Origin of the sequence: Vitiosangium sp. GDMCC 1.1324 (assembly GCF_003044305.1) — a bacterium.
Taxonomy (GTDB): Bacteria; Myxococcota; Myxococcia; order Myxococcales; family Myxococcaceae; genus Archangium.
This window is the reverse complement of record NZ_PZOX01000018.1, coordinates 290484-309712: the sequence shown is the minus strand read 5'-3', so window position 1 is coordinate 309712 and position 19229 is coordinate 290484. Positions and strand designations below refer to the sequence as shown.

Annotated in this window: 21 protein-coding genes and 5 tRNA genes; 10 read left to right on the top strand and 16 right to left on the bottom strand. The window is 69.2% G+C overall.

Annotation, left to right across the window (positions count from 1 at the left end):
- The 10 genes from DAT35_RS40680 to DAT35_RS40635 all read right to left on the bottom strand — a co-directional run.
- On the bottom strand, window positions 1-154 hold a 154-nt coding region (locus tag DAT35_RS40680), incomplete at its 3' end, for a GTP-binding protein (RefSeq protein ID WP_233262011.1).
- A gap of 16 nt (window positions 155-170) precedes the next feature.
- A tRNA-Thr gene (locus tag DAT35_RS40675) sits at window positions 171-246 on the bottom strand.
- A gap of 22 nt (window positions 247-268) precedes the next feature.
- Window positions 269-344, bottom strand: a tRNA-Gly gene (locus DAT35_RS40670).
- An 8-nt stretch (window positions 345-352) separates the two neighbouring features.
- Window positions 353-436: transfer RNA gene (locus DAT35_RS40665), tRNA-Tyr, on the bottom strand.
- Window positions 437-521: 85 nt separating this feature from the next.
- Window positions 522-594 (bottom strand) — tRNA-Thr (locus tag DAT35_RS40660).
- 128 nt (window positions 595-722) lie between these two features.
- Window positions 723-1562, bottom strand: a complete 840-nt coding sequence (gene rlmB, locus DAT35_RS40655) for a 23S rRNA (guanosine(2251)-2'-O)-methyltransferase RlmB (RefSeq protein ID WP_108074689.1) — start codon at window positions 1560-1562, stop codon at window positions 723-725.
- A gap of 6 nt (window positions 1563-1568) precedes the next feature.
- A complete protein-coding gene (locus DAT35_RS40650; RefSeq protein ID WP_108074673.1) occupies window positions 1569-2018 on the bottom strand; it encodes a hypothetical protein in 450 nt (149 codons plus the stop codon).
- Between the two features lie 79 nt (window positions 2019-2097).
- On the bottom strand, window positions 2098-3060 hold the full coding sequence (locus DAT35_RS40645; RefSeq protein WP_108074672.1) for a RimK family alpha-L-glutamate ligase: 963 nt from the start codon (window positions 3058-3060) through the stop codon (window positions 2098-2100).
- A gap of 66 nt (window positions 3061-3126) precedes the next feature.
- The gene (gene cglB / locus DAT35_RS40640) at window positions 3127-4323 is read right to left on the bottom strand and encodes an adventurous gliding motility lipoprotein CglB (RefSeq protein WP_108074671.1); all 1197 of its coding nucleotides are present in this window, start codon (window positions 4321-4323) and stop codon (window positions 3127-3129) included.
- Window positions 4324-4448: 125 nt separating this feature from the next.
- Entirely contained in the window at window positions 4449-4841 is a 393-nt protein-coding gene (locus DAT35_RS40635; RefSeq protein ID WP_108074670.1) for a DsrE family protein, read from the bottom strand.
- 160 nt (window positions 4842-5001) lie between these two features.
- On the opposite strand from DAT35_RS40635, the gene DAT35_RS40630 reads away from it, so the two are divergent.
- The 4 genes from DAT35_RS40630 to hrpB all read left to right on the top strand — a co-directional run bounded on the left by DAT35_RS40630 (window position 5002) and on the right by hrpB (window position 10118).
- Window positions 5002-5634: a HEAT repeat domain-containing protein gene (locus tag DAT35_RS40630; protein ID WP_108074669.1), complete on the top strand. Its 633-nt coding sequence runs from the start codon at window positions 5002-5004 to the stop codon at window positions 5632-5634.
- 39 nt (window positions 5635-5673) lie between these two features.
- Entirely contained in the window at window positions 5674-6369 is a 696-nt protein-coding gene (locus DAT35_RS40625; RefSeq protein ID WP_108074668.1) for an HAD family hydrolase, read from the top strand.
- An 83-nt stretch (window positions 6370-6452) separates the two neighbouring features.
- Window positions 6453-7541 (top strand): hypothetical protein, encoded by a 1089-nt coding sequence (locus tag DAT35_RS40620; RefSeq protein WP_108074667.1) that lies wholly within the window; start codon window positions 6453-6455, stop codon window positions 7539-7541.
- Between the two features lie 12 nt (window positions 7542-7553).
- Complete coding sequence (gene hrpB, locus DAT35_RS40615) at window positions 7554-10118, top strand: ATP-dependent helicase HrpB (protein WP_108074666.1); 2565 nt, start codon at window positions 7554-7556, stop codon at window positions 10116-10118.
- A 23-nt stretch (window positions 10119-10141) separates the two neighbouring features.
- On the opposite strand, the gene DAT35_RS40610 is transcribed toward hrpB, so the two are convergent.
- Window positions 10142-10615, bottom strand: a complete 474-nt coding sequence (locus tag DAT35_RS40610) for a GNAT family N-acetyltransferase (RefSeq protein WP_108074665.1) — start codon at window positions 10613-10615, stop codon at window positions 10142-10144.
- A gap of 189 nt (window positions 10616-10804) precedes the next feature.
- Between DAT35_RS40610 and DAT35_RS40605 the strand changes: the two genes are divergently transcribed.
- Window positions 10805-11872 (top strand): hypothetical protein, encoded by a 1068-nt coding sequence (locus tag DAT35_RS40605; protein WP_108074664.1) that lies wholly within the window; start codon window positions 10805-10807, stop codon window positions 11870-11872.
- Window positions 11873-11879: 7 nt separating this feature from the next.
- Here DAT35_RS40605 and DAT35_RS40600 read toward each other — a convergent pair whose 3' ends face one another.
- The gene (locus DAT35_RS40600) at window positions 11880-12350 is read right to left on the bottom strand and encodes a hypothetical protein (protein WP_108074663.1); all 471 of its coding nucleotides are present in this window, start codon (window positions 12348-12350) and stop codon (window positions 11880-11882) included.
- Window positions 12351-12517: 167 nt separating this feature from the next.
- Between DAT35_RS40600 and DAT35_RS40595 the strand changes: the two genes are divergently transcribed.
- Entirely contained in the window at window positions 12518-13291 is a 774-nt protein-coding gene (locus tag DAT35_RS40595) for a hypothetical protein (protein ID WP_108074662.1), read from the top strand.
- A gap of 105 nt (window positions 13292-13396) precedes the next feature.
- Here the strand turns inward: DAT35_RS40595 and fdxA are convergent, their stop codons facing one another.
- From fdxA to DAT35_RS40575, 4 genes are all read right to left on the bottom strand, one after another.
- Entirely contained in the window at window positions 13397-13735 is a 339-nt protein-coding gene (fdxA, locus tag DAT35_RS40590; protein ID WP_108074661.1) for a ferredoxin FdxA, read from the bottom strand.
- Window positions 13736-13829: 94 nt separating this feature from the next.
- A complete protein-coding gene (gene asd / locus DAT35_RS40585) occupies window positions 13830-14912 on the bottom strand; it encodes an aspartate-semialdehyde dehydrogenase (protein ID WP_108074660.1) in 1083 nt (360 codons plus the stop codon).
- A gap of 102 nt (window positions 14913-15014) precedes the next feature.
- Entirely contained in the window at window positions 15015-15356 is a 342-nt protein-coding gene (locus tag DAT35_RS40580) for a rhodanese-like domain-containing protein (RefSeq protein WP_108074659.1), read from the bottom strand.
- 138 nt (window positions 15357-15494) lie between these two features.
- Window positions 15495-16649 carry an acyl-CoA dehydrogenase family protein gene (locus tag DAT35_RS40575; protein WP_108074658.1) on the bottom strand — a complete coding sequence of 385 codons (1155 nt, stop codon included), beginning with the start codon at window positions 16647-16649 and terminating at the stop codon, window positions 15495-15497.
- 126 nt (window positions 16650-16775) lie between these two features.
- Here DAT35_RS40575 and DAT35_RS40570 point away from each other — a divergent pair.
- From DAT35_RS40570 to DAT35_RS62200, 4 genes are all read left to right on the top strand, one after another.
- A tRNA-Cys gene (locus tag DAT35_RS40570) sits at window positions 16776-16847 on the top strand.
- 17 nt (window positions 16848-16864) lie between these two features.
- Window positions 16865-18538, top strand: a complete 1674-nt coding sequence (locus DAT35_RS40565) for a M20/M25/M40 family metallo-hydrolase (RefSeq protein ID WP_233262006.1) — start codon at window positions 16865-16867, stop codon at window positions 18536-18538.
- Between the two features lie 66 nt (window positions 18539-18604).
- On the top strand, window positions 18605-18916 hold the full coding sequence (locus DAT35_RS62205) for a hypothetical protein (protein WP_304466080.1): 312 nt from the start codon (window positions 18605-18607) through the stop codon (window positions 18914-18916).
- Window positions 18917-18928: 12 nt separating this feature from the next.
- On the top strand, window positions 18929-19228 hold the full coding sequence (locus tag DAT35_RS62200; protein ID WP_369946317.1) for a Uma2 family endonuclease: 300 nt from the start codon (window positions 18929-18931) through the stop codon (window positions 19226-19228).
- Window position 19229 lies beyond the last annotated feature (1 nt).

The following is a 19229-nucleotide window of genomic DNA, read 5'->3' as shown; positions in this document are numbered from 1 at the left end:
TGTCGATCTGGTCGTACGCGAGGAAGGTCGCGCCGCCGGTCTTCGCCAGCACCTTGGTGATGGCCGCCGTCAGGGACGTCTTGCCGTGGTCAACGTGGCCGATGGTGCCGATGTTGACGTGCGGCAAGCTTCTGTCGAACTTTTCCTTGGACATAACGCTCCTCGAAAAATGGAGCCCTGAACCAGGATTGAACTGGTGACCTCATCCTTACCAAGGATGCGCTCTGCCAACTGAGCTATCAGGGCTTGTATCTGCGACAACAACAACTGGAGCGGGAAATGGGACTCGAACCCACGACATTCAGCTTGGAAGGCTGACGCTCTACCAACTGAGCTATTCCCGCGATGGCGATGGAGGGGGTTGGATTCGAACCAACGAAGGCGTAGAGCCGGCAGATTTACAGTCTGCTCCCTTTGGCCGCTTGGGTACCCCTCCGCAACCGCTATCCTCAACTACCTTGAAACCGCTGTTTCTTCCTACTGCTTTTTCATCCCGGGCCCTCATCCGCGGCCCCGTGCTTGGCCGGCGGCGGGACTTGAACCCGCGACCTACTGATTACAAATCAGTTGCTCTACCGACTGAGCTACACCGGCATTCAACACTCCGGCTTCGTCCCCTACCCGCCCATCCCGTCGCCGGGAACCGCCAACCACCCGTCCCGTCGAGGCGCGCCCTTTTAGAAGTCCCCGCCGTCCAAGTCAAGGAGTTTGATCCGGACGAGTCAACTTCCGGCACCGGGACGCGACGTCCCCCGCTGCCGGGCGGCCTCGTATAGCAGAATCGCCGCCGAAACAGACGCATTCAGGGAACCCACCTGACCCAGCATCGGTATCCTGAGACGGAAGTCACAGTGCTCCAGGACGCCCTGGCGCACGCCTGCTCCCTCGGCCCCCACCACCACCGCCAACGGCCCGTCCAGCCGGGCGCTCCACAGGGACTCGTTCGAGTGGGGATCCGCCGCGGCGATCCACACCCCAGCCTCCTTCAGTTCCTCCAGGGCCCGCGAGAGGTTGGTCACCCGAGCGATGGGACAGTGCTCCACCGCCCCCGCCGAGGCCTTGGCCACCACCCCCGTCACCGGCACCGCCCGGTCCTTGGCGATGATCACCCCGTGCGCCCCCAGCGCGTGTGCCGAGCGGACGATGGCCCCGAAGTTGTGCGGATCCTGAATGCCGTCCAGCACCACCAACAGCGGCGGGCGCCCGCTCGACTCGGCCGCCTCCAACAGGTCCGGCAGATCCGCGTAGTCGAAGCCCCGCAGTTCGGCCACCACTCCCTGGTGCACGCCCCCGTCGGTCAGCGCCGCCAGGCGCTCCCGGGGCACCCGCTCCACCCGGATGCCCGCGTCCCTCGCACGGCTGAAGATCTCCGCCGCCGCCTTCGCCGCGAGCTGACCCTCGGTGATGAAGAGGCGCTCCACCCGCTCCGCATGCGCTCGGAGTGACTCGAGGACCGGGTTCACTCCATAGACGTAGCGCTGCTCGGAGCGTTCGCGGTCCCCTCCCCGCTCACGACCCCCGCGCTCTCCCCGCTCACTTCCCTTCGACGAACGCTGGCGCACCACGGACTAGAGAACCTCGACAGGAATGGAGAACGTCTTCTGCTGCCGGGCGCAGAGCTGCTCCGTGCAGATGAAGAAGGTCAGCTTCGCCTCCAGCGTGCCCTTGCCCGCCGCGGCGGCCTTGAACGGCACCTCGAAGCGCGGATCCGCGAACTGCTGCCCCGCCGCCTTCTTCGCCACCGAGTCCTTCAGCGCCAGCTTCTCCTGGGTCGGCGTCACCTGCGTCCCCTTGAGCTCCAGCTTCAGCGGCGCCTCGTCGGACACGTGCGCCCCCTGCTTGCTCTTGATGGACAGCACGAACACGCCCTGCTCTCCCGCCTTGACCTTGGTGGACGTCCCCTCCGTGCTCACCTCGTAGAGGGTCGTGGGGTCCACCTGGCCCTCGGCGTAGACCTGGGTGCAGACAAGAGCCACCACCGCGGCGGCCAGGGAGCTGATGCGTCGGAAGTGCAGCATGCGTCGTTCTCCTCACAAAGAGTCAGGGAGCGGGCCCCCTATATCACCGCCCCTCCAACGCCCGAGGACCTCTTTCTGTTCACACCCCGTTCGCCGAGGCCTTGGAGGCACGCTTCCGCCGGGGGGGAGCCATCAACTCCGGCTCCGACAACCCCACCCTCGGCCCTCCGGCCACCAGTTCCTCGGCGCGCTGGATGATGATGCTGGCCAGGTCCAGCCCCGTGGCCGTCTCCATCTCCGGAAGGGCCGGCGAGCTGTTGACCTCGAAGACCTTCGGCCGCCCCTCCTGCACGTCCAGCAGGTCCACCGCCGCCACTTCCAGCCCCACCAGCGAGGCCGTCTTCTCCGCCGCCACCCGCTGCGACTCCGTCAGCTCGATGCCCTCCAGCCTCGCGCCCCGGTTCAACGTGTAGGAGAGCCGCCCGACCCGCGGCCGGCGCCGCACCGCCGCCACCGCTCGCCCCCCCACCACCAGCACCCGCACGTCCTGTCCGGTGTTCTGCACGTACTGCTGGACGACCAGGTTGTGCCCCAACCCGAGAATGGCCTCGAGCGCCGCCTCCAACGACTGCAGGCTCTCGCACACCATCACCCCGTGCTTCTCCTGGCCCTGCAGCAGCTTCACCAGCACCGGCACGCCACCCACCAGGCCCACCATGGCCTTCAGGTCCGCCGCGTCACGCGCCATCACCGTCGCCGGGATGTTGATGCCGTGCGCCGACAACAACTGCAGCGAGCGCAGCTTGTTGCGCGACTCGGCGATCGCCCGCGCCGTGTTCACCAGCGGAACCCCGCACATGGCGAACTGGTTCACCACCGCCAATCCGTAGTTGCTGATGGACTGCGCGATGCGCGGGATGACCACGTCGCACAGGGACAGCTTGCGGCGCCGGTAGTAGAGGTGGGCGCGCTGTCCATCCAGGTGCATCTCCACCCGGATCGGGTTGAGCACACGCACCTGGTGCCCTCTCGCGCGCCCGGCCTCGACCAGTCGCTTGGTGGACGAAATGGAGGCGGAGCGCGAGAGGATGGTGATCTTCATGGGCGGCCCGGGCGGGGGCCGGAGACATAGCCCCGCCCCTTCACCGCGTAAAGCCGCCCCTGAGGACTACTGCCGCTGAACGGCTCGAACCTCGATGTTCACCGGGGACGCCGACGTGGAGGCCTCGATGCGCGCGCACGTGGAGCCCGTGAAGGTGAGCGTATTGCCGCTCAGGTTCCAGGTGTCCGGCCCCGAAGCGACGCGATCCCCGTTCAGGTAGACCACCACCAGTTCCTGCGAGCTCGGAGCCTCGTTGTCCTCGAACTTGATCACGCAGGGCTCCGCCACATTGATGGTCTCGCTGATCTTCCTCAGCGCCGTCACCAGCTCATCCTTGTTGGCCGCCTGAAAGTACGTATCCGAGAAGCCACCCGCCCGGGCCATGGCGTTGAGCACCTCCGGACCCGTGCCGGTGGCCGTCTCCGCGCCGAAGCCAATGACGATGGTCGAGATGTTCTTGGCCTTCAGCTCCTGGACCGCCACCACCGAGCCATCCTTGTCGAGGCAGCCCAGGTTGTCGTAGGGGGCCGACTTGCAGAACTCGGGATTGTCCAGCGTGCAGCGGCAATTCGCGCTCGGATAGGCGTTCACATTCTGCGGGTTGCAGTTGGGAAGACCGTCGGTCAGCAGCAGCACGAAGTTGGACCGGGCAGCCGACTGCAGCGCCGGGTTGTTGCCCACGAAGCGCAGGCTCAGGCTGGTGGGCGTGCCTCCCGCCGGGACCGTCACACTCGAAGAGGACGAGCTGTTCTTGATGGCCTGGAGCTTGTTGTTCACATTGGTGGCCTTGTTCGTGAGGGTGGCCACGTCATCCGCCTCCCCCTCGGGCAGGGCTTCCGTCAGCGCCGTCAGACCCGTGGCCCCTCCACACTGGTAGTCCTTGTCCGCGTTCAGGTCCGGGTAGGTGGCCAGTCCGAAGCGGGCAATGGAACCGCTGCGCGTGAGGAAGTCCTTCATCGCGTCCTGCAGCGAGGACCAGCGCGTAGCGCAGACGGAGGTGTCGCACGGGAGCGTCTTGGAGCCACACCGCGAGCCACCTGGATTGCAGGCCGGAAGTGCCGGGTTCACCGGCAGCGTCATCGAACCGGACGTGTCCACCAGCAGCATCAGGTTCGGCTTGGCCTGACGCGCCTGGAGGACTCGCGTCTTCGTCGTCTGCGAGATGGCGAGTGGCTCCACCGGTTCGAAGTCATAGGTCTGGCAGCCCGTGGCGATCACGGTGCCCAGAACCAGGGCGCTCAGCAGGGTCAATTTGGCGCGCATAGCGTAGAAGTCGCTCCTCGAAATACTGGCGCGGGTTCTCCCCGCGCTCACAGGGACCGGCCCCGAAAGTGTGCCGAGGATACCCCTTCCCACGCGCACACGGCCAGCATCAACTCCAGGCCTACCTAGAGGGCAAGGGTGCGTGCACCTGCCGTCAGCCTCCACAGCGACGCAAGCCCCATCACCTCGTCCAGCGTCCCCTTCAGGTCGTCCGGCGCGTAGCCACAGATTCTTACCGTGGTGTCGCACGCCACCAGCTTCGCCCCCAGCGCACGCGCCTCCTCGAGCATGCGCGCAGGTGAAGGCACACCGAGCCCCTCCGCTCGCGCACTCTCCGACAACTCCTTCTCGCTGTGAGGCAGACCGAAGCTGCCGCGCACCAGCGAGCGCAGCGCATCGAAGGCGAACACGAAGTACACCTCGTCCCCCATCGCCGCCGCCGTGATTCCCATCGACGCCGCCTGGAACGCGGGCTCGTACGTGGCGTGCTGCAGGAAGAAGAAGACGCGTCCGGCCATGGCGACGCGACAATACCGGCGCGCCCCATGACTTCAACCGGACGCCGCGATACTTCAACTATCCATTCTCAACGAAAGAAAACCGGGGTGGTTCGAATCTCTCGTGCCCTCCGGCCTATAACCAGGGTCCGCAGAAGCATCAAACGAGGGAGCTCCCCCCATGCCCATCTCCCGACCCCTTCCCTCCACGCCACGCCGGTGGCACACACACCTGTTGGGGGCTTGTTCCCTCAGCGCGCTGCTGCTGACGGGCCCCTCCCCCTGGGGTGTGTCCACCGCCGCCCTGTTGCCGCCCTCCGCCCCCAGCGCCCCGCAGCCCCTCGGCGCGTTGCACGAGGAGATCCTCCGGCTGCTCGACAGCCCCGACTCCACCCCCCGCGCCGCCGACTGGGCCCCGCTCGGCCCCGAGGCACTCACCGAGCTCACCGGGCTCGCCAACAACCCGAAGGCCCCCGAGCCCCAGCGCACCCGCGCCGTCGCCGCCATGGCCGTGGTGGCTCATCCCGAGGCCTCCCAGCGGCTCCAGGGCCTGCTGCGCAGCCCGGCCAGCCCCGACTCCGTCCGCGCCGCCGCCACGCTCGCCCTGAGCCGCCGCGAAGGGCTCGAGGTCATCCCCCTGCTGACCCCCCTCCTCTCCGATCACAGCGACCAGGTGCGCGCCACCGCGGCCCGGACGCTCGGACGCCTGGGTGGCCCCGAGGCCCGCAGGGTGCTCGAGGAGCGGCTGCCGTTCGAGGAGGACCTCGCCGTCCGAGAGGCCATCCAGCAGGGACTCAGCTACATCGAGCCATGAGGCTCGCATCGGGCCCAGGCTTCCGTTAGATGGGGGGCCATGCGCCCCACCGTGCTCCTCTTCGACATCGATGGCACCCTCGTCACCACCGGAGGCGCCGGCCGCCGCTCCATGGCGCGGGCCTTCGAGAGGCTCCACTCCCGCCGCGATGCCTGTGACTCCTTCAGCCTGTCCGGCATGACCGACCGGGCCATCGTCCGCAAGGCGCTCGACCTCATCGGCGTCCACCCCTCCCCCGACGCCATCTCCGCCGTCATCGACGCCTACCTCCAGCACCTCGCCGACGAGGTCCCCCGCGTCCATGAGCGCGACTACCGCCTCCACCCCGGCATGCGCGAGGCCGTCGAGGCCTCCCTCGCCCGCAAGGGCTTCGCCGTGGGGCTCGGCACCGGGAATGTGCGCGAGGGCGCCCGCATCAAGCTCGAGCGCGTCCGCATCCATGACCGCTTCTCCTTCGGCGGCTTCGGCTGCGACCACGAGGACCGCACCGAGCTCATCCGCCACGGCGCCCGGAGCGGCGCCTCCCAGCTCGGCGTTCCCCTCGAGGAGTGCCGCGTCGTCATCATCGGCGATACCCCCAAGGACGTCGCCGCCGCCAAGGGCATCGGCGCCACCTGCATCGGCGTGGGCACCGGCGGCTTCACCCCCGAGGCCCTGCTCTCCTCCGGCGCCGAATACGCCTTCCCCGACCTGACCGCCCCCGGAGCGCTCGCCGCCCTGCTCGACGGGCGCTGAGCCGGGTTCGCTCTTCCGGCATCCCTCCGCCCGGGGTGTGCTATCTCCGCCGTCCCGCCCAGGACCCGAGGAGTCCCCACCCCATGTCGCTGTCCACCCTCGAAGCCTACGATCTCGTCCGTTTCGCCGAGGCCTTCGACTCGCGCCTCGCCGCCGCCGATGAGCTGCTCGCGGGCCGTCCGGGTCTGGAGCGCGAGAAGGAGTGGCTGGCCACCGCCCTCCAGATCGTCCGCACCGAGCGCGCCCCCGCCGCCTCCATCCTCGAGAAGGTGCGCGACCTGCCCGAGCTCGAGGAGGTCCGCGAGGAGTTCTCCTTCACCCTGCAGAACCTCTGGGTCGACTCCCTCGAGAAGCTCCACGCCGGCATCACCTTCTGCGCCAGCAGCCGCTCGCCCGTCATCGAGGCCCTCTTCCCCCACCTCAAGTTCCCCCAGCTCCGCCGCGCCTCCCGCGACACCCTCCAGGAGTTCGTCGCCAGCTACGAGCGCCGCCTCAAGTCCTCCTACGTCTCCCGCATCCTCGCCCGCGACGACTTCTCCTTCGTCCGCCCCGTGCTGAGCCAGGTCGCCGCCGCCCACGCCCAGTGGCAGTCCTGCTTCGCCCCCGTGCAGCTCCCCCACGAGCAGGCCGCTCCCCTTCGCGCCGAGCTCATCTCCCTCGGCAAGCGGCTGGACGTCGCCCTGCGCCAGGCCCGCTGCCTCGCCGAGGCCGCCCTCGCCCCCATCCCCGATACCTTCGAGAACTCCGGCCTCGCCTCCAAGCCGCGCAAGCGCGCCGGCCGCGGGCTGCCGTTCCTGGACTCGACCGAGATGGCCCCTCCCGAGGCCGAGGCCCCCGAGACCGAGGCCCCCGACACGGCGCCCCTCGAGAGCAACTCCGTCGAGCCCAGTGCCGCCGAGCTGGCCGAGCTCGCGGCGCTCTCCGAGGCCGCTCCCCCCGAGCCGGGTACCCCCGAGGCACCTCCGGCTCCCGAGGCGGCTCCAGCTCCCGAGGCCGCCGCGGCTCCAGCTCCCGAAGCCCCGCCCGCTCCCGAGCCTCCTCCCGCTCCCCTGGCCGCCGAGCCTCCTCCCGCGGAGGCCTCGGCTCCGGAGCCCGCCGCCGAAGCGAAGTCCGCTCCGAAGGCGCCAGCCAAACGAGGACGCAAGAAGGCCGAAGCCTCGGGCCACCGTTAAGAGGAATCGGCCATGGCCGACGTCGCCCTTCCCATCGACCCGCTCCTGCCCGAGATCGTCTCCACCCTGCGTGGCGCGAAGTCTCTCGTGCTCGAGGCCCCTCCCGGCGCCGGTAAGACGACCCGCGTCCCCCGCGCCCTGCTCGAGGCCGGCCTCGGCCAGGGCAAGGAGATCGTCGTCCTCCAGCCCCGCCGCCTCCCCACCCGGCTCGCCGCCCAGCGCGTCTCCGAGGAGATCGGCGAGCGCGTGGGCGAGACCGTCGGCTACCAGGTCCGCTTCGAGGACGTCCGCGGCCCCAAGACCCGCCTCTCCTTCGTCACCGAGGGCGTGCTCGGCCGCCGCCTCCTCTCCGACCCCACCCTGCGCGACGTGGGCGTCGTCGTGCTCGACGAGTTCCACGAGCGCCACCTCTCCGCCGACATCTCGCTCGCCCTCCTGCGCCGCCTCCAGCAGGGCCCCCGGCCCGACCTGAAGATCGTGGTCATGTCCGCCACGCTCGAGGCCGCTCCCATCAGCGCCTACCTCGGCAACTGCCCCACCCTCCGCTCCGAGGGCCGCCGCTTCGACGTCAGCCTCGAGTACCTCCCCACCACCGATGACCGCTACCTCGATGCCCAGGTGCTCTCCGGCATCAAGCGGCTCCACGCCAATGGCCTCGACGGTGATGTGCTCGTGTTCCTCCCCGGCGCCGGTGAAATCCGCCGCGCCAAGGACACCTGCGCCGAGTTCGCCGAGCGCCACGGCATCGACCTGCTCCCCCTCCACGGAGACCTGCCTCCCGCCGAGCAGGACCGCGCCGTGCGCCGTAGCTCGCGCCGGAAGATCATCCTCTCCACCAACGTGGCGGAGACCTCCGTCACCATCGATGGCGTCGCCGCCGTCATCGACAGTGGCCTCGCCCGCGTGGCCTCGCACTCGCCCTGGTCCGGGCTGCCCATCCTCAAGCTCGCCAAGGTGAGCCGCGCATCCGCCACCCAGCGCGCCGGCCGCGCCGGCCGTACCCGCTCCGGCCACTGTCTCCGCCTCTACACCCAGCACGACTTCGACGGCCGCCCCGAGCAGGACGCCCCCGAAATCCGCCGCATGGACCTGGCGGAGACCATCCTCTCCCTGCGCGCCTCGGGCGTGAAGGACCTCGTCTCCTTCCCCTTCTTCGAGGCCCCTCCCGCCGCCTCGCTCGAGGCCGCCGAGACGCTCCTGCGCCGCCTGGGCGCCGTGGCCTCCAATGGGTCCGTCACGGACATCGGCCAGCGGCTCCTGCGCTTCCCCCTGCACCCCCGGCAGGCCCGCATCATCGTCGAAGGCGAGCGGCGGGGCGTCGGCGCGGACGCAGCCCTGCTCGCCGCCCTCGTGGGTGAGCGCGACATCCGCCGCGAGGCCCGCACCAACCTCTCCGGCCCCGGCCGCGCCGCCAACGTCGTCGCCGGGCCCTCGGATCTACTGGAGCTGCTCGAGCGATTCCGCGAGGCCGAGCGCTCCAATTTCTCCTCCGGCCGGGTGCAGTCGCTCTCCCTCGAGCAGGGCGCCGTGCAGGCAGTGGATCGCGTGCAGCGCCAGCTCCGGCGCGCCGTGCGCGAGCAAGGTCAGCGTCCCTCCCGCCCCGAGGACGTGGAACAGGCGCTGATGCTCAGCGCGCTGGCTGGCTACCCGGATCGTGTGGCCCGCCGCCGCAAGCCCCGCTCTCCCGAGCTCCTCCTCTTCGGCGGTGGCACCGCGCAGCTCTCGGAGGTCAGCGTCGTCCAGGAGCCCGAGCTGATGATCGCCGTCGACGCCGAGGAGCGCCCCGGCCGCGGCGTCATCATCCGCCTGGCCAGCTCCGTCGAGCCCGAGTGGCTCCTCGACCTGTACCCCGACGCCCTGGAGGAAGTGGACGCCCTCCAGTGGAACCCCACCTCCAAGCGCGTCGAGCGCATCACCCGCCTGTCCTACGGCAACCTCGTCCTCGAGGAGACCCGGACCCCCGCGCCTCCCTCCGAGGAGGCCGCGCGCGTGCTCGTCGAGCAGGCCCTCGCCGCCGGCCCCGGCCGCTTCGCCGACCCCGAGGCCCTCGAGCAGTGGCGCACCCGCGTCGCCCTGCTCGCCCAGGCGTTTCCCGAGGCCGGGTTCCCCACCGTGGATGAGGCGTTCATGCGCGACTCGCTCGCGTCCCTGTGCGCCGGCGCCCGGAGCTTCGCGGACCTCGAGGGCGTGTCACTCCTCGACGCGCTCTACTCCCGACTCACCGCCGAGCAGGCCCGGCTCCTCTCCAACCACGCCCCCGAGAAGGTCTCCCTCCCCGGCGGGCGCACCGCCAAGGTCCACTACGAGCCCGGAAAACCCCCTTGGGTCGAGTCCCGCCTCCAGGACTTCTTCGGGATGGCCCAGGGGCCCAGCGTGTGTGCCGGGAGGGTTCCGCTCGTGCTCCACCTGCTCGCGCCCAACATGCGCGCGGTCCAGGTCACCAAGGACCTCGCTGGCTTCTGGGAGCGGCACTACCCCGCCATCCGCAAGGAGCTGTGCCGCAAGTACCCGAAGCACAGCTGGCCCGAGGATCCGCGCCATGCGCAGACCCCGGCCGAGCGCGGACGGAGGATCTGACCGGACGCGCGGGAAGCCACGAGCTACAGCTTCTTGCGCATCTCCAGGTGGTCGATGCCCGCTTCCTTGAAGACCGGGCCCAGCGCCTCGTAGCCCTGCTTCTTGTAGAACTCGAGCGCGTACAACTGCGAGTGCAGCATGATGCCGTTCACGCCCCGGCGCCGCGCCTCGTCCTCCAGCGACGTCAGCAGCATCGCGCCTACCCGGGCCTTGCGGTGCGCCTGCAGCACCGCCATGCGGCCAATCTGCGCCCACGTCCCGGTCTCTCCGGGCGGCGGTTCGGGCAACATCACCAGGCGCCCCGTCCCAATGGCGTGCCCACCTTGGAACGCCAGCACGTGGTACGCCTTCGCATCCTCGGCGTCTCGCTCGATGCCCTCGGGGACGTGCTGCTCCTCGATGAACACCACCTCGCGGATGGCGAGCGCCTGCCACAACTCAGCCTCGGTCTTGATCTGAGCGATGGTGACCGGCTGGGGGTTCTCCGGGTTCGACATGGCACCGGCCAAGGTACACAAATCCGGGCGGGTCAAACAGACGAAAAGGCAGGCCAGTGCAGGAAGCACGCCCCCGTCGCAGCGCCCCCTGTCCAGGCCGCCGGACAGTCCTCACTCCGGCTCCGGCGCGTTTCACCCTCCGCATCACCCCGGCGAGCCAGGCCGCCCGGCGTGCTAACCTGCGGCGCGATGCGACCCGCGCTCCTCGCACTCGCCCTCAGCCTCGTCTCCCTCCCCGCAGCCGCCCAGCCCGAGGTGTTCTTCGGCTCCGGCAACGACGTTCCCAACATCCGGGAAGAAGACTTCGACCGCCGCTTCCTCAAGACCGGCTTCCAGCAGGCCCTCGTGCGAGGGACGAAGGATCCGAACTGCGCCCAGCTCCTGGCGGGGATGCTCACGCTGCTCGGAGAGACCGCGCCCCTGCTCCACAAGCGCGATGAGAACTTCTACCTGGACCCCCTGCTCGTCCAGGCGCTCGGCACGCAGCTCAGCACCCCGCGCTTCCAGGCCAACGTGTACCTGGTGGCCATGGTGCGGCGCGTGCTGATCGACCGCAAGATGCCCCCCGACTGGTTCCAGACCGCGGCCGCCCTCGGGCCCATGGCACTCACCATCGACGTGGGCAAGCTGCGCTTCATCTCCGAGGGGCTACAGCCCATCGACAGCTTCTTCCTCACCCTCCCCGCCCTGCGCGATCGCTACGAGATCGAGGTCCGCCGGGCCAACTCCACCGCCGCCAGCTCCGCCGAGAAGGTGTTCCGCGAGAACTATCTCGACCGGCAGGTGGCCTTCGGCGGCCTCGACTTGATCGACCTGCGCGTGGAGCAGCCCAAGAAGAAGAAGTCCAAGAAGCGCAAGAATGAACCCGTCGAGGAGGAGATCGAGGAGCCCACGGCCGTGGCCCGGCTGGTGTGGTACCCGCCCGATCCCAACGCCGAAGAGCTCAACATCTTCGGCACGCCGAAGAAGCGCGCCGTGGTCAACATCTCCGCGCGGCTCGCGCCCCAGCAGTACCTGGACCTGAGCCGGATCCCCAAGGGCACCCGGCTGATGGTGCGTGGGCGCTTCTGGGGCTTCAAGAAGGGGCTGGAGGAGCTGGAGCTGCGCGACGGGCTCATCTTCCAGGACCGCGACTGGTCCCAGGGCAACATGCTGGCGGATCCCAACGCCGTGGCCCGCTGCCCCCTCGCCGTCAACGATCTGATGGGCGCGGCGCCCGAGCAGTCGGGCGCCTTCGGACAGCCGAGCCGCCGCTAGACAGGCGCTAGGCGGCGAGGGCCGGGGAGGCGCGCTGGGCCTCTCGCGCCAGGGAAGTCCTCCACATCATGGGCGCCGTGACGAGCTGGAAGACGCCCAGCGAGCCATTCAGGTAGAGCCAGGCGACATGGAGGAACTTCGCCTGGAGCCACCACTGGGCCATCAGCTCCAGGTTCATCACGAACACCGTCGTGGTGATGCCCACCATGAGCGCGATGCCAACCCGCCGCCGGACCAGCAGCAGCACCAACGTCAGCGGGTTGAACAGCGTGAACGACTTGTTGATGGCGATCCACACCAGCGGGATCGAGGTGCCAGCCACGGGCCCCGCGGAGCTCATCGTCAGTCCGTTCTTCACCACGTCCATCACATGGACGACGCTGCCGAAGCTGAAGCAGATGCAGTAGATGACGAGAAAGATGATCTCGGTACGGCGCGAGAGGATCCGCGGGGTCTTGGCGCTGGAGTCGGTGGTCATGGAGACGCAGACAGTACCCGTATGCCCGTGCCCTCGTCACCCGGACGGGCGTCCCGCCGGTGAGCCCCCCATCCACGGCCGGAGAGCCCCTGCCGGTGTCCCTCCAGTGAGTCCCCCTGGCATGGGCCGTGCTCCCGCTCGGCAACCACCCAGCGCCGAGAGGGACCATGAAGGTCGACGGTCGTAACGAGGCAGCGCCGGCCCGGCCGGCGTCGAACCAGGAGCGTTTCCAGGAAGTGCTGAAGAAGGCTCACCCGGAGGCGGCGAAGGCCCCGGTTCGGCCGGGACAGGCCGCCCGTCCCTCCGTGGCCTCCACGCGGGGCGTCACCAGCACCCTGGCCATTGCCGGGCTGGCCCGGACGCCCCAACGAGGCGCCTTCGCCAGCGCCGAGCACCTCGGACAGGTGCGCCAGGGCCTGAATACCGAAGCCCTCCGCCTCCGGGACGTGCGCGGCGATGCGCACCAGACGAATCAGGAGCGGGTGCAGCAGCGCATGGACGAGTTCCTCGCCCGGGAGCTCGCTCACGAGCCACGCGCCGAACCGGTGACCCCACGCTCGGCGCCCACCCCGCCGGGCGCCGAGCCCACCCCCTCCACGTCTCCGGTGGAAGCCCTCCCCACCGCCGGAGGGGTGAGCCAGACAGGCGCGCAGGGAGCCAGCACCAAGGCCGTGGAGACCCCCAACCCCGAGGCCCGCGTCCAGGCGGCCCTGGAGCTCATCGAGAAGATCGAGGTGTTCGTGAAGTCGCAGCGTCCGGCGCTGGCGATGCGGCTGGGGGGAACGCTGGATGCCACCGTGGAGGTGGAGCGCACGGGCGAGCGCGAGGTGGCCCTGCGCATCCAGGGGCGCAGTGGTCGCTTCCCCCAGAAGGACCTGGCCCGCATCCGCGACGCCCTGGCCGAACGTGGGCTGAAGCTCAGCGCCTTCCTGGCCTCTTGAGGGGACCGCGGACATGCAAAAGGCCCTGCCGCCTCTCGGCGGAGGGCCTCGGAACAACCCGCTCCCCCATCCCCCAGGAGGGAGACAGGGAGCGGAGGGCGGGGCTTACTTGCCGCCGGGCTTGGCCTCGAGCAGGTTCCGCTTGCCCTTCTTGTCCTTGAACGCCTCGGCCTCGGGCAGCGAATCCTTCTTCTCCGCGATGTTCGGCCACTCGGTGGCGAACTTCGCGTTCAGATCCTTGTACTCCTTGTACTCGGAGGGCAGGTCCGACTCCGGGAAGATCGCCTTCGTCGGGCAGACCGGCTCACACGCACCACAGTCGATACACTCGTCCGGGTGGATGACCAGGAAGTTGGCACCCTCGTAGAAGCAGTTGACCGGGCAGACCTCGACACAGTCGGTGTACTTGCACTTGATGCAAGGCTCGGTGACCACGTAAGCCATTGAAATCTCCTCTTGGACTGAGTCCGTGCGCGCGCACACTAATGGGTTGCGGCGGGGGTGGCACTCCCAAAGTTAAGCACCCACCCCCTCCCACTCACCCCAGGAGACCTTGGGCACGCATCAGTTCCGCTACCAGGATCGCTCCCTTGGCTGCTCCCATCTTCGTGTTGTGCGAGACGAGCAGGAACTTGAAGCCATTCTCCAGCACGCTGTCCTCGCGCACCCGGCCCACCGTGGTGGCCATGCCCCCGTGGGTGTCCCGGTCCAGGCGAGGCTGCGGACGGAAGGGATCGTCCAGGACCTCGATCCACCGCGGCGGCGCGGACGGCAGGTTGCGCGACACCTCGGCGCCCCGCCACTCGCGCATCGCCGACACCACCTCCTGCACGGAGGCCTTGCGGGAGAGCGACACGAAGACGGACTCGGTGTGGCCCTCCATCACCGCCACGCGGGTACACGTGCAGGACACCCGGACGTCGTGCGGAGCGATGGCCCCACCCTCCAGCGAGCCGAGGATCTTCTTCGTCTCCACCTGGACCTTCTCCTCCTCCTTGGGGATGAAGGGGATGACGTTGTCCAGGATGTCCAGGCCGATGACGCCCGGCGAGCGGCCCGCGCCCGACATGGCCTGCAGCGACGTCATCAGCACCGACTTGATGCCGAAGCGCTCGGCCAGCGGGGCCAGGGTGATGGCCATGCCGGTGGTGGTGCAGTTGGGGATGGGGACGATGAAGCCCTTCCAACCGCGGCGCTTCTGCTGCTCGCGCACCAGCGGCGCGTGGGCGGCGTTCACCGGGGGGATGAGCAGCGGCACGTCCGCCTCGTAGCGAAAGGCGCTGGCCGCGGAGAACACGGGGATGTCCTTGGCGAGCCGGGGCTCCACCTCCTTGGCCACGTCCGACTCCACCGCCGAGAAGGCGATGTCGTAGTCCTTCGCCTGGACCTCCTCACCGCTCACCACCTTCATCTTCGCGATCGACTCCGGCAGCGCCTCGGGGACGAACCAGGCGGTCATCCCGTTGGAGGCGCGCAGTGCCTCCGCGTACGCTTTGCCCGCCGAGCGCGGCGAGGCCGCCAGCCCCGTGAGCTCGATGTGGGGATGATCCTTCAGCGCGGCGATGAACTGCTGGCCGGCGAGTCCGGTGGCGCCAATGAGGACAGCGCGAAGCTTGGCCATGACGTGTGTGACTCCCTTCAGGGGGTCGGGGGATTGGCGCGTGCTTTAACACCCTTTGGCGCCAGACTTCTACGCACCGCGGCGAGAAGGGGCCTTCCGGGCTCAATACAGCCCGCTCGCCGAGGTGCCCTGCAGATGGCTCTCGGTCGGCAGGCCGTGGGTGATCCACCCGTGGAGGCCCCCCTCCAGGCAGATCGCGTTGAACCCTCGCTGCAGGAGCAGGCGGCAGGCCCGGCGGGCATCGGAGTCGTCGGGGGAACACCCCACCACCACGATGAGCTCATCATCGGGCAGCACCTGGGACTCCTGGAGCAGCGCCTCGAAGGGCATCCACAGGGCACCAGGGATATGCAGGCTGTAGCGCTCCCAATCCTCGGGATCTCGGCAGTCGAGCACGAGCACTTCCTCGTCTCCGAGTCTCATGTAGAGCTCGGTACAAGGCATTCGGGGATCCACCACCCGGGGCCTCCTGCTGCGGGGTCTTTCCCGCAGAACGAGGAGCACCCCCCGCCCCTTCCCGGCAATCTGCCTGCCCGCCCCAGAGCGGACCCACCGGGGAGCGGGCGCGGGGAGCGGGCGCGTCTAGAGGCCGAGCTGCTTCGCGATGATCTCGTTCATGATCTCGCTGGTGCCCCCACCAATGGGGCCCAGGCGCGCGTCCCGCCAGTGGCGCTGGATGTCGTACTCCATCATGTAACCCGCGCCACCGTGGAGCTGGAGGCACGCGTCAGCGACCCGGCAGGCCGTCTCGGTGGCCACCTTCTTGGCCATGGACGTCTGGGCGATGGCGTACTCCCCTCCCACGTGCAGGCGCAGCGCGTGGTAGGTGAGCTGACGCGCGGCCTCGAACTCGGTGGCCAGCTCGGCGATCTTGTGCCGCACCACCTGGAACTCGCCGAGCGCGTGGCCAAAGGCCCGCCGATCCCTCACGTAGGCCATGACGACCTCCAGCATCTCCTCCATCGCCCCGAGCGCCCCCAGGGCGAGCGTCAGGCGCTCCCACTGGAAGTTGCCCATGATCTGATAGAAGCCCTGCCCCTCCACCCCACCAATCAGGTTGGCCGCGGGCACTCGACAGTCCTCGAAGAAGAGCTCCCCGGTGTCCGAGGCGCGCCACCCAAGCTTCTTGAGCTTGCGCCCCACCGAGAAGCCGGGAGTCCCCTTCTCCACCACCAGCAGGGACAGGCCCTTGTGCCTGGCGTCCGGGTCCGTCTTCACCGCCAGCACGACGAAGTCCGCGCGGACGCCATTGGTGATGTAGGTCTTCGAGCCGTTGACGACATAGTGCTCCCCGTCACGGCGGGCGGTGGTGCGCAGACCCGCCACGTCCGAGCCCCCATTCGGCTCGGTGATGCCGAGCGCGCCAATCTTCTCCCCCCGGATGGCCGGGACGAGGAAGCGCCGCTTCTGCTCCTCGGTGCCATACATGTGGAGGGGACCTGTGGCGATGGTGTGCTGGGCCCCCAGGCCGGCGGCGACCCCGCCCGAGCCGCAGCGCCCCAGCTCCTCGATCAGCACCGCCTCGTAGAGCTCCCCGGCGTTGGTGCCCCCGAACTCCTCCGGGTACTTCAGGCCGAAGAAGCCCAGCTCGCCAAAGCGGGTGAAGAGCTCCCGGGGGAACTCCTCCTTCTCCTCCCACTCGGAGGCGAAGGGCTTCAGCTCCTTCTCCACCACCGCCCGGACCGTGCGGCGGAAGGCCTCGTGCTCCTCCTGGTACAGCCCATATCCCTGCAGCATCGTGACGTCCCTCCGGTGGCTGGACCGCTCGCCCCCGATGCTACCGGACACGGAGTTGCACGCTCCCCCCTCTACTGTCTTGACCCGGCTGTTTCGGGTTCATATAAGGCCGTACACGGTTCTCGCGGCGCCATAGCCAAGTGGTAAGGCAAAGGTCTGCAAAACCTTCATTCCCCGGTTCGAATCCGGGTGGCGCCTCACAGCAAAGGCCCGATGTGGACTCCGGTTCACATCGGGCCTTCGTGTTTCCGGGGCTCGAGTCCGTGGCCGGGAGCAGCCTTGCCGTCCTCGAAGGGCTGAGGGGATGCTCGCCGCCCCACCCTCCCTGGAGCCCCTGCCTGAGCACCTCCTCCTCCCGTCGACTGCTCTCCTCCTTCCTGTCCCTGTCCCTGCTCGGCTCACCGGCCCTGGCGGCCGAGCCGTCCAAGCCCGCGGCCAAGACGAGCCCGGAGACCTCGCGGGCCGAGGCGGCACGGCTGACCGCCGCCTTCCTCGGGGACACGCCGCTGCTGAGCGACCTGCAGTCCCTCGTCGACGAGGTGGGTGGCAGGGCCACGGGCTCACCCGCCAACCTGCGCTCGGTGGACTGGGCGCTCGCGCGCTTCCGCGAGGCCGGTGTCGAGGCTCGCAAGGAGGCCTTCCAGATGCCGGGCCTGTGGCTGGAGCGCTCGGCGTCCGCCAGCGTGCGCGGTGCCGGGGTGGACTACTCGCCGCGCATCGCGGCCATGCCCTTCTCCACCGCCACTCCCACGGGGGGCATGACGGCGCCGCTGCTCGACGCGGGCAAGGGCGGCGAGAAGGACTTCCAGGCGCTCGGACAGAAGGCCAGGGGCGCGTTCCTGCTCGTGGAGCAGGCGGAACTGAAGGACGTGGACGGCCTGTTCCGCGAGTACGCCGAGTCCGCGGAGATCGAGCAGCGGGCCTTCGCGGCCGGCGCGGCGGGCGTGGTGTACATGGGCTCGCGACCCAACAACCTGCTGTACCGGCACAACGTGTCGGTGGGCCTGCGCAACACGCGGCCCATGATGGTGATGGAGCGTGACGGAGCCCTGCGCGCCCAGCGGCTGCTGCGCACGGGCAAGACGCTGACGCTCACGGCTCAGCTCGACATCCAGTCCGGGCCGGCCTACGAGAGCTACAACGTCATCGGGGAGATCCGCGGCAGCACGCGCCCGGACGAGGTGGTGGTGGTGGGCGCGCACCTGGACTCGTGGGACCTGGGCACGGGCGCGCTGGACAACGGCGCCAACGTGGTGGCGCTCATCGACGTGGCCCGGCAGATGAAGCGGTTGGGGATCAAACCCGCGCGCACCCTGCGCTTCGCGCTGTGGAATGGCGAGGAGCAGGGCATGTACGGCTCGGCGGGCTACGTGCAGGCGCACGAGGCCGAGCTGGACAAGCACGTGATGGCGTCCTCGTTCGACATCGGCTGCGGACGCATCAACGGCTTCTTCACGGGGGGCCGCCCCGAGCTGCCGCCCCTGGTAGACCGCGCGCTCGAGCCGGTGAAGGGATTGGGCCCCTTCACGCAGGTGGACGCGCCCATCGTGGGCACGGACAACTTCGACTTCATGCTGCACGGCGTGCCCAACCTGGTGGCCAACCAGGAGCCGGCGCTCTACGGCCCGAACTACCACGCGCGCTCGGACGAGCTGGACAAGTGCGATCCGCAGCAACTGCGGCTCAACACGGCGATCATGGGGGCGCTCGCGTACGGCTTCGCGCAGATGGACGCGAAGCTGCCGCGCCAGTCGCGCGCCCAGGTGGAGGAGCTGGTCCGCACCACGGACCTGGGACAGCAGATGAAGTCCTTCAACATGTGGGACGAGTGGACGTCCGGAAAGCGCGGGCGGAAGGGATCCACCGTCGCCGCGCCCCAGAGCCGCTGACACGCCTCGCGACCGTTCGGGCGGTGACTCCCCTCGACGGCGTCGGGATTGCACAGCGCGAGGGACATGATGAATCTTCCTCTCATGGCCCCGCGCCGCCCCTCTGATACCGAGTCCACAGAGCCGAACTCCCCGTCCGTCGAGGCAGCCTTCCAAGCAGCTCCACCGGAGATGGTGGCGGAGATCCTCAACGGCGAGTTGCACCTCAGCCCCCACCCTGCTCGCCCGACGCTCAACGCACTGACGAACCTCAGTGCTCTCATCGGGATGCCCTTCATGCTCGGCAAGGGGGGACCGGGCGGGTGGGTGATCCTCAATCAGCCGGAACTGCACCTCGGTCCCCGGCCCGACAAGCTCGTTCCGGACATCTGCGGATGAACGCGCGCGCGCCTGCCACTGGCTGTCGGAGGGGCCAATGCCCCGGCGCACTACGACCTCGCTCCGGATTGGGTGTGTGAGATCCTCGCGGATCGCACGCGGCGCATCGACAAGGTCGAGAAGATGCGCATCTACGCTCGGGAAGGCGTGCGGAACGTCTGGCACGTGGACCCGATCGCACAGACGCTCGACATCTTCCGGGTCGAGGGGCGCCACTGGCTGCTCGTCGACTCCTTCGCCGGAGACGAGCGGGTCCGCGCCGAGCCATTCGAAGCCCTCGAGCTCGAGCTGGCGCTCGTCTGGTCCGAGTGAC

Excerpts from the sequence above, each read along its gene's own strand:
- DAT35_RS40625 (WP_108074668.1), top strand. The coding sequence starts at position 5,674 with ATGCGCCCCACCGTGCTCCTCTTCGACATCGATGGCACCCTCGTCACC.
- DAT35_RS62205 (WP_304466080.1), top strand. The coding sequence starts at position 18,605 with ATGATGAATCTTCCTCTCATGGCCCCGCGCCGCCCCTCTGATACCGAG.
- DAT35_RS40580 (WP_108074659.1), bottom strand. The coding sequence starts at position 15,356 with ATGCCTTGTACCGAGCTCTACATGAGACTCGGAGACGAGGAAGTGCTC.
- DAT35_RS40600 (WP_108074663.1), bottom strand. The coding sequence starts at position 12,350 with ATGACCACCGACTCCAGCGCCAAGACCCCGCGGATCCTCTCGCGCCGT.
- DAT35_RS40635 (WP_108074670.1), bottom strand. The coding sequence starts at position 4,841 with ATGGCCGGACGCGTCTTCTTCTTCCTGCAGCACGCCACGTACGAGCCC.
- asd (WP_108074660.1), bottom strand. The coding sequence starts at position 14,912 with ATGGCCAAGCTTCGCGCTGTCCTCATTGGCGCCACCGGACTCGCCGGC.
- fdxA (WP_108074661.1), bottom strand. The coding sequence starts at position 13,735 with ATGGCTTACGTGGTCACCGAGCCTTGCATCAAGTGCAAGTACACCGAC.
- DAT35_RS40630 (WP_108074669.1), top strand. The coding sequence starts at position 5,002 with ATGCCCATCTCCCGACCCCTTCCCTCCACGCCACGCCGGTGGCACACA.
- DAT35_RS40575 (WP_108074658.1), bottom strand. The coding sequence starts at position 16,649 with ATGCTGCAGGGATATGGGCTGTACCAGGAGGAGCACGAGGCCTTCCGC.
- DAT35_RS40645 (WP_108074672.1), bottom strand. The coding sequence starts at position 3,060 with ATGAAGATCACCATCCTCTCGCGCTCCGCCTCCATTTCGTCCACCAAG.
- DAT35_RS40605 (WP_108074664.1), top strand. The coding sequence starts at position 10,805 with ATGCGACCCGCGCTCCTCGCACTCGCCCTCAGCCTCGTCTCCCTCCCC.
- hrpB (WP_108074666.1), top strand. The coding sequence starts at position 7,554 with ATGGCCGACGTCGCCCTTCCCATCGACCCGCTCCTGCCCGAGATCGTC.
- DAT35_RS40595 (WP_108074662.1), top strand. The coding sequence starts at position 12,518 with ATGAAGGTCGACGGTCGTAACGAGGCAGCGCCGGCCCGGCCGGCGTCG.
- DAT35_RS40610 (WP_108074665.1), bottom strand. The coding sequence starts at position 10,615 with ATGTCGAACCCGGAGAACCCCCAGCCGGTCACCATCGCTCAGATCAAG.
- cglB (WP_108074671.1), bottom strand. The coding sequence starts at position 4,323 with ATGCGCGCCAAATTGACCCTGCTGAGCGCCCTGGTTCTGGGCACCGTG.
- DAT35_RS40620 (WP_108074667.1), top strand. The coding sequence starts at position 6,453 with ATGTCGCTGTCCACCCTCGAAGCCTACGATCTCGTCCGTTTCGCCGAG.
- DAT35_RS40650 (WP_108074673.1), bottom strand. The coding sequence starts at position 2,018 with ATGCTGCACTTCCGACGCATCAGCTCCCTGGCCGCCGCGGTGGTGGCT.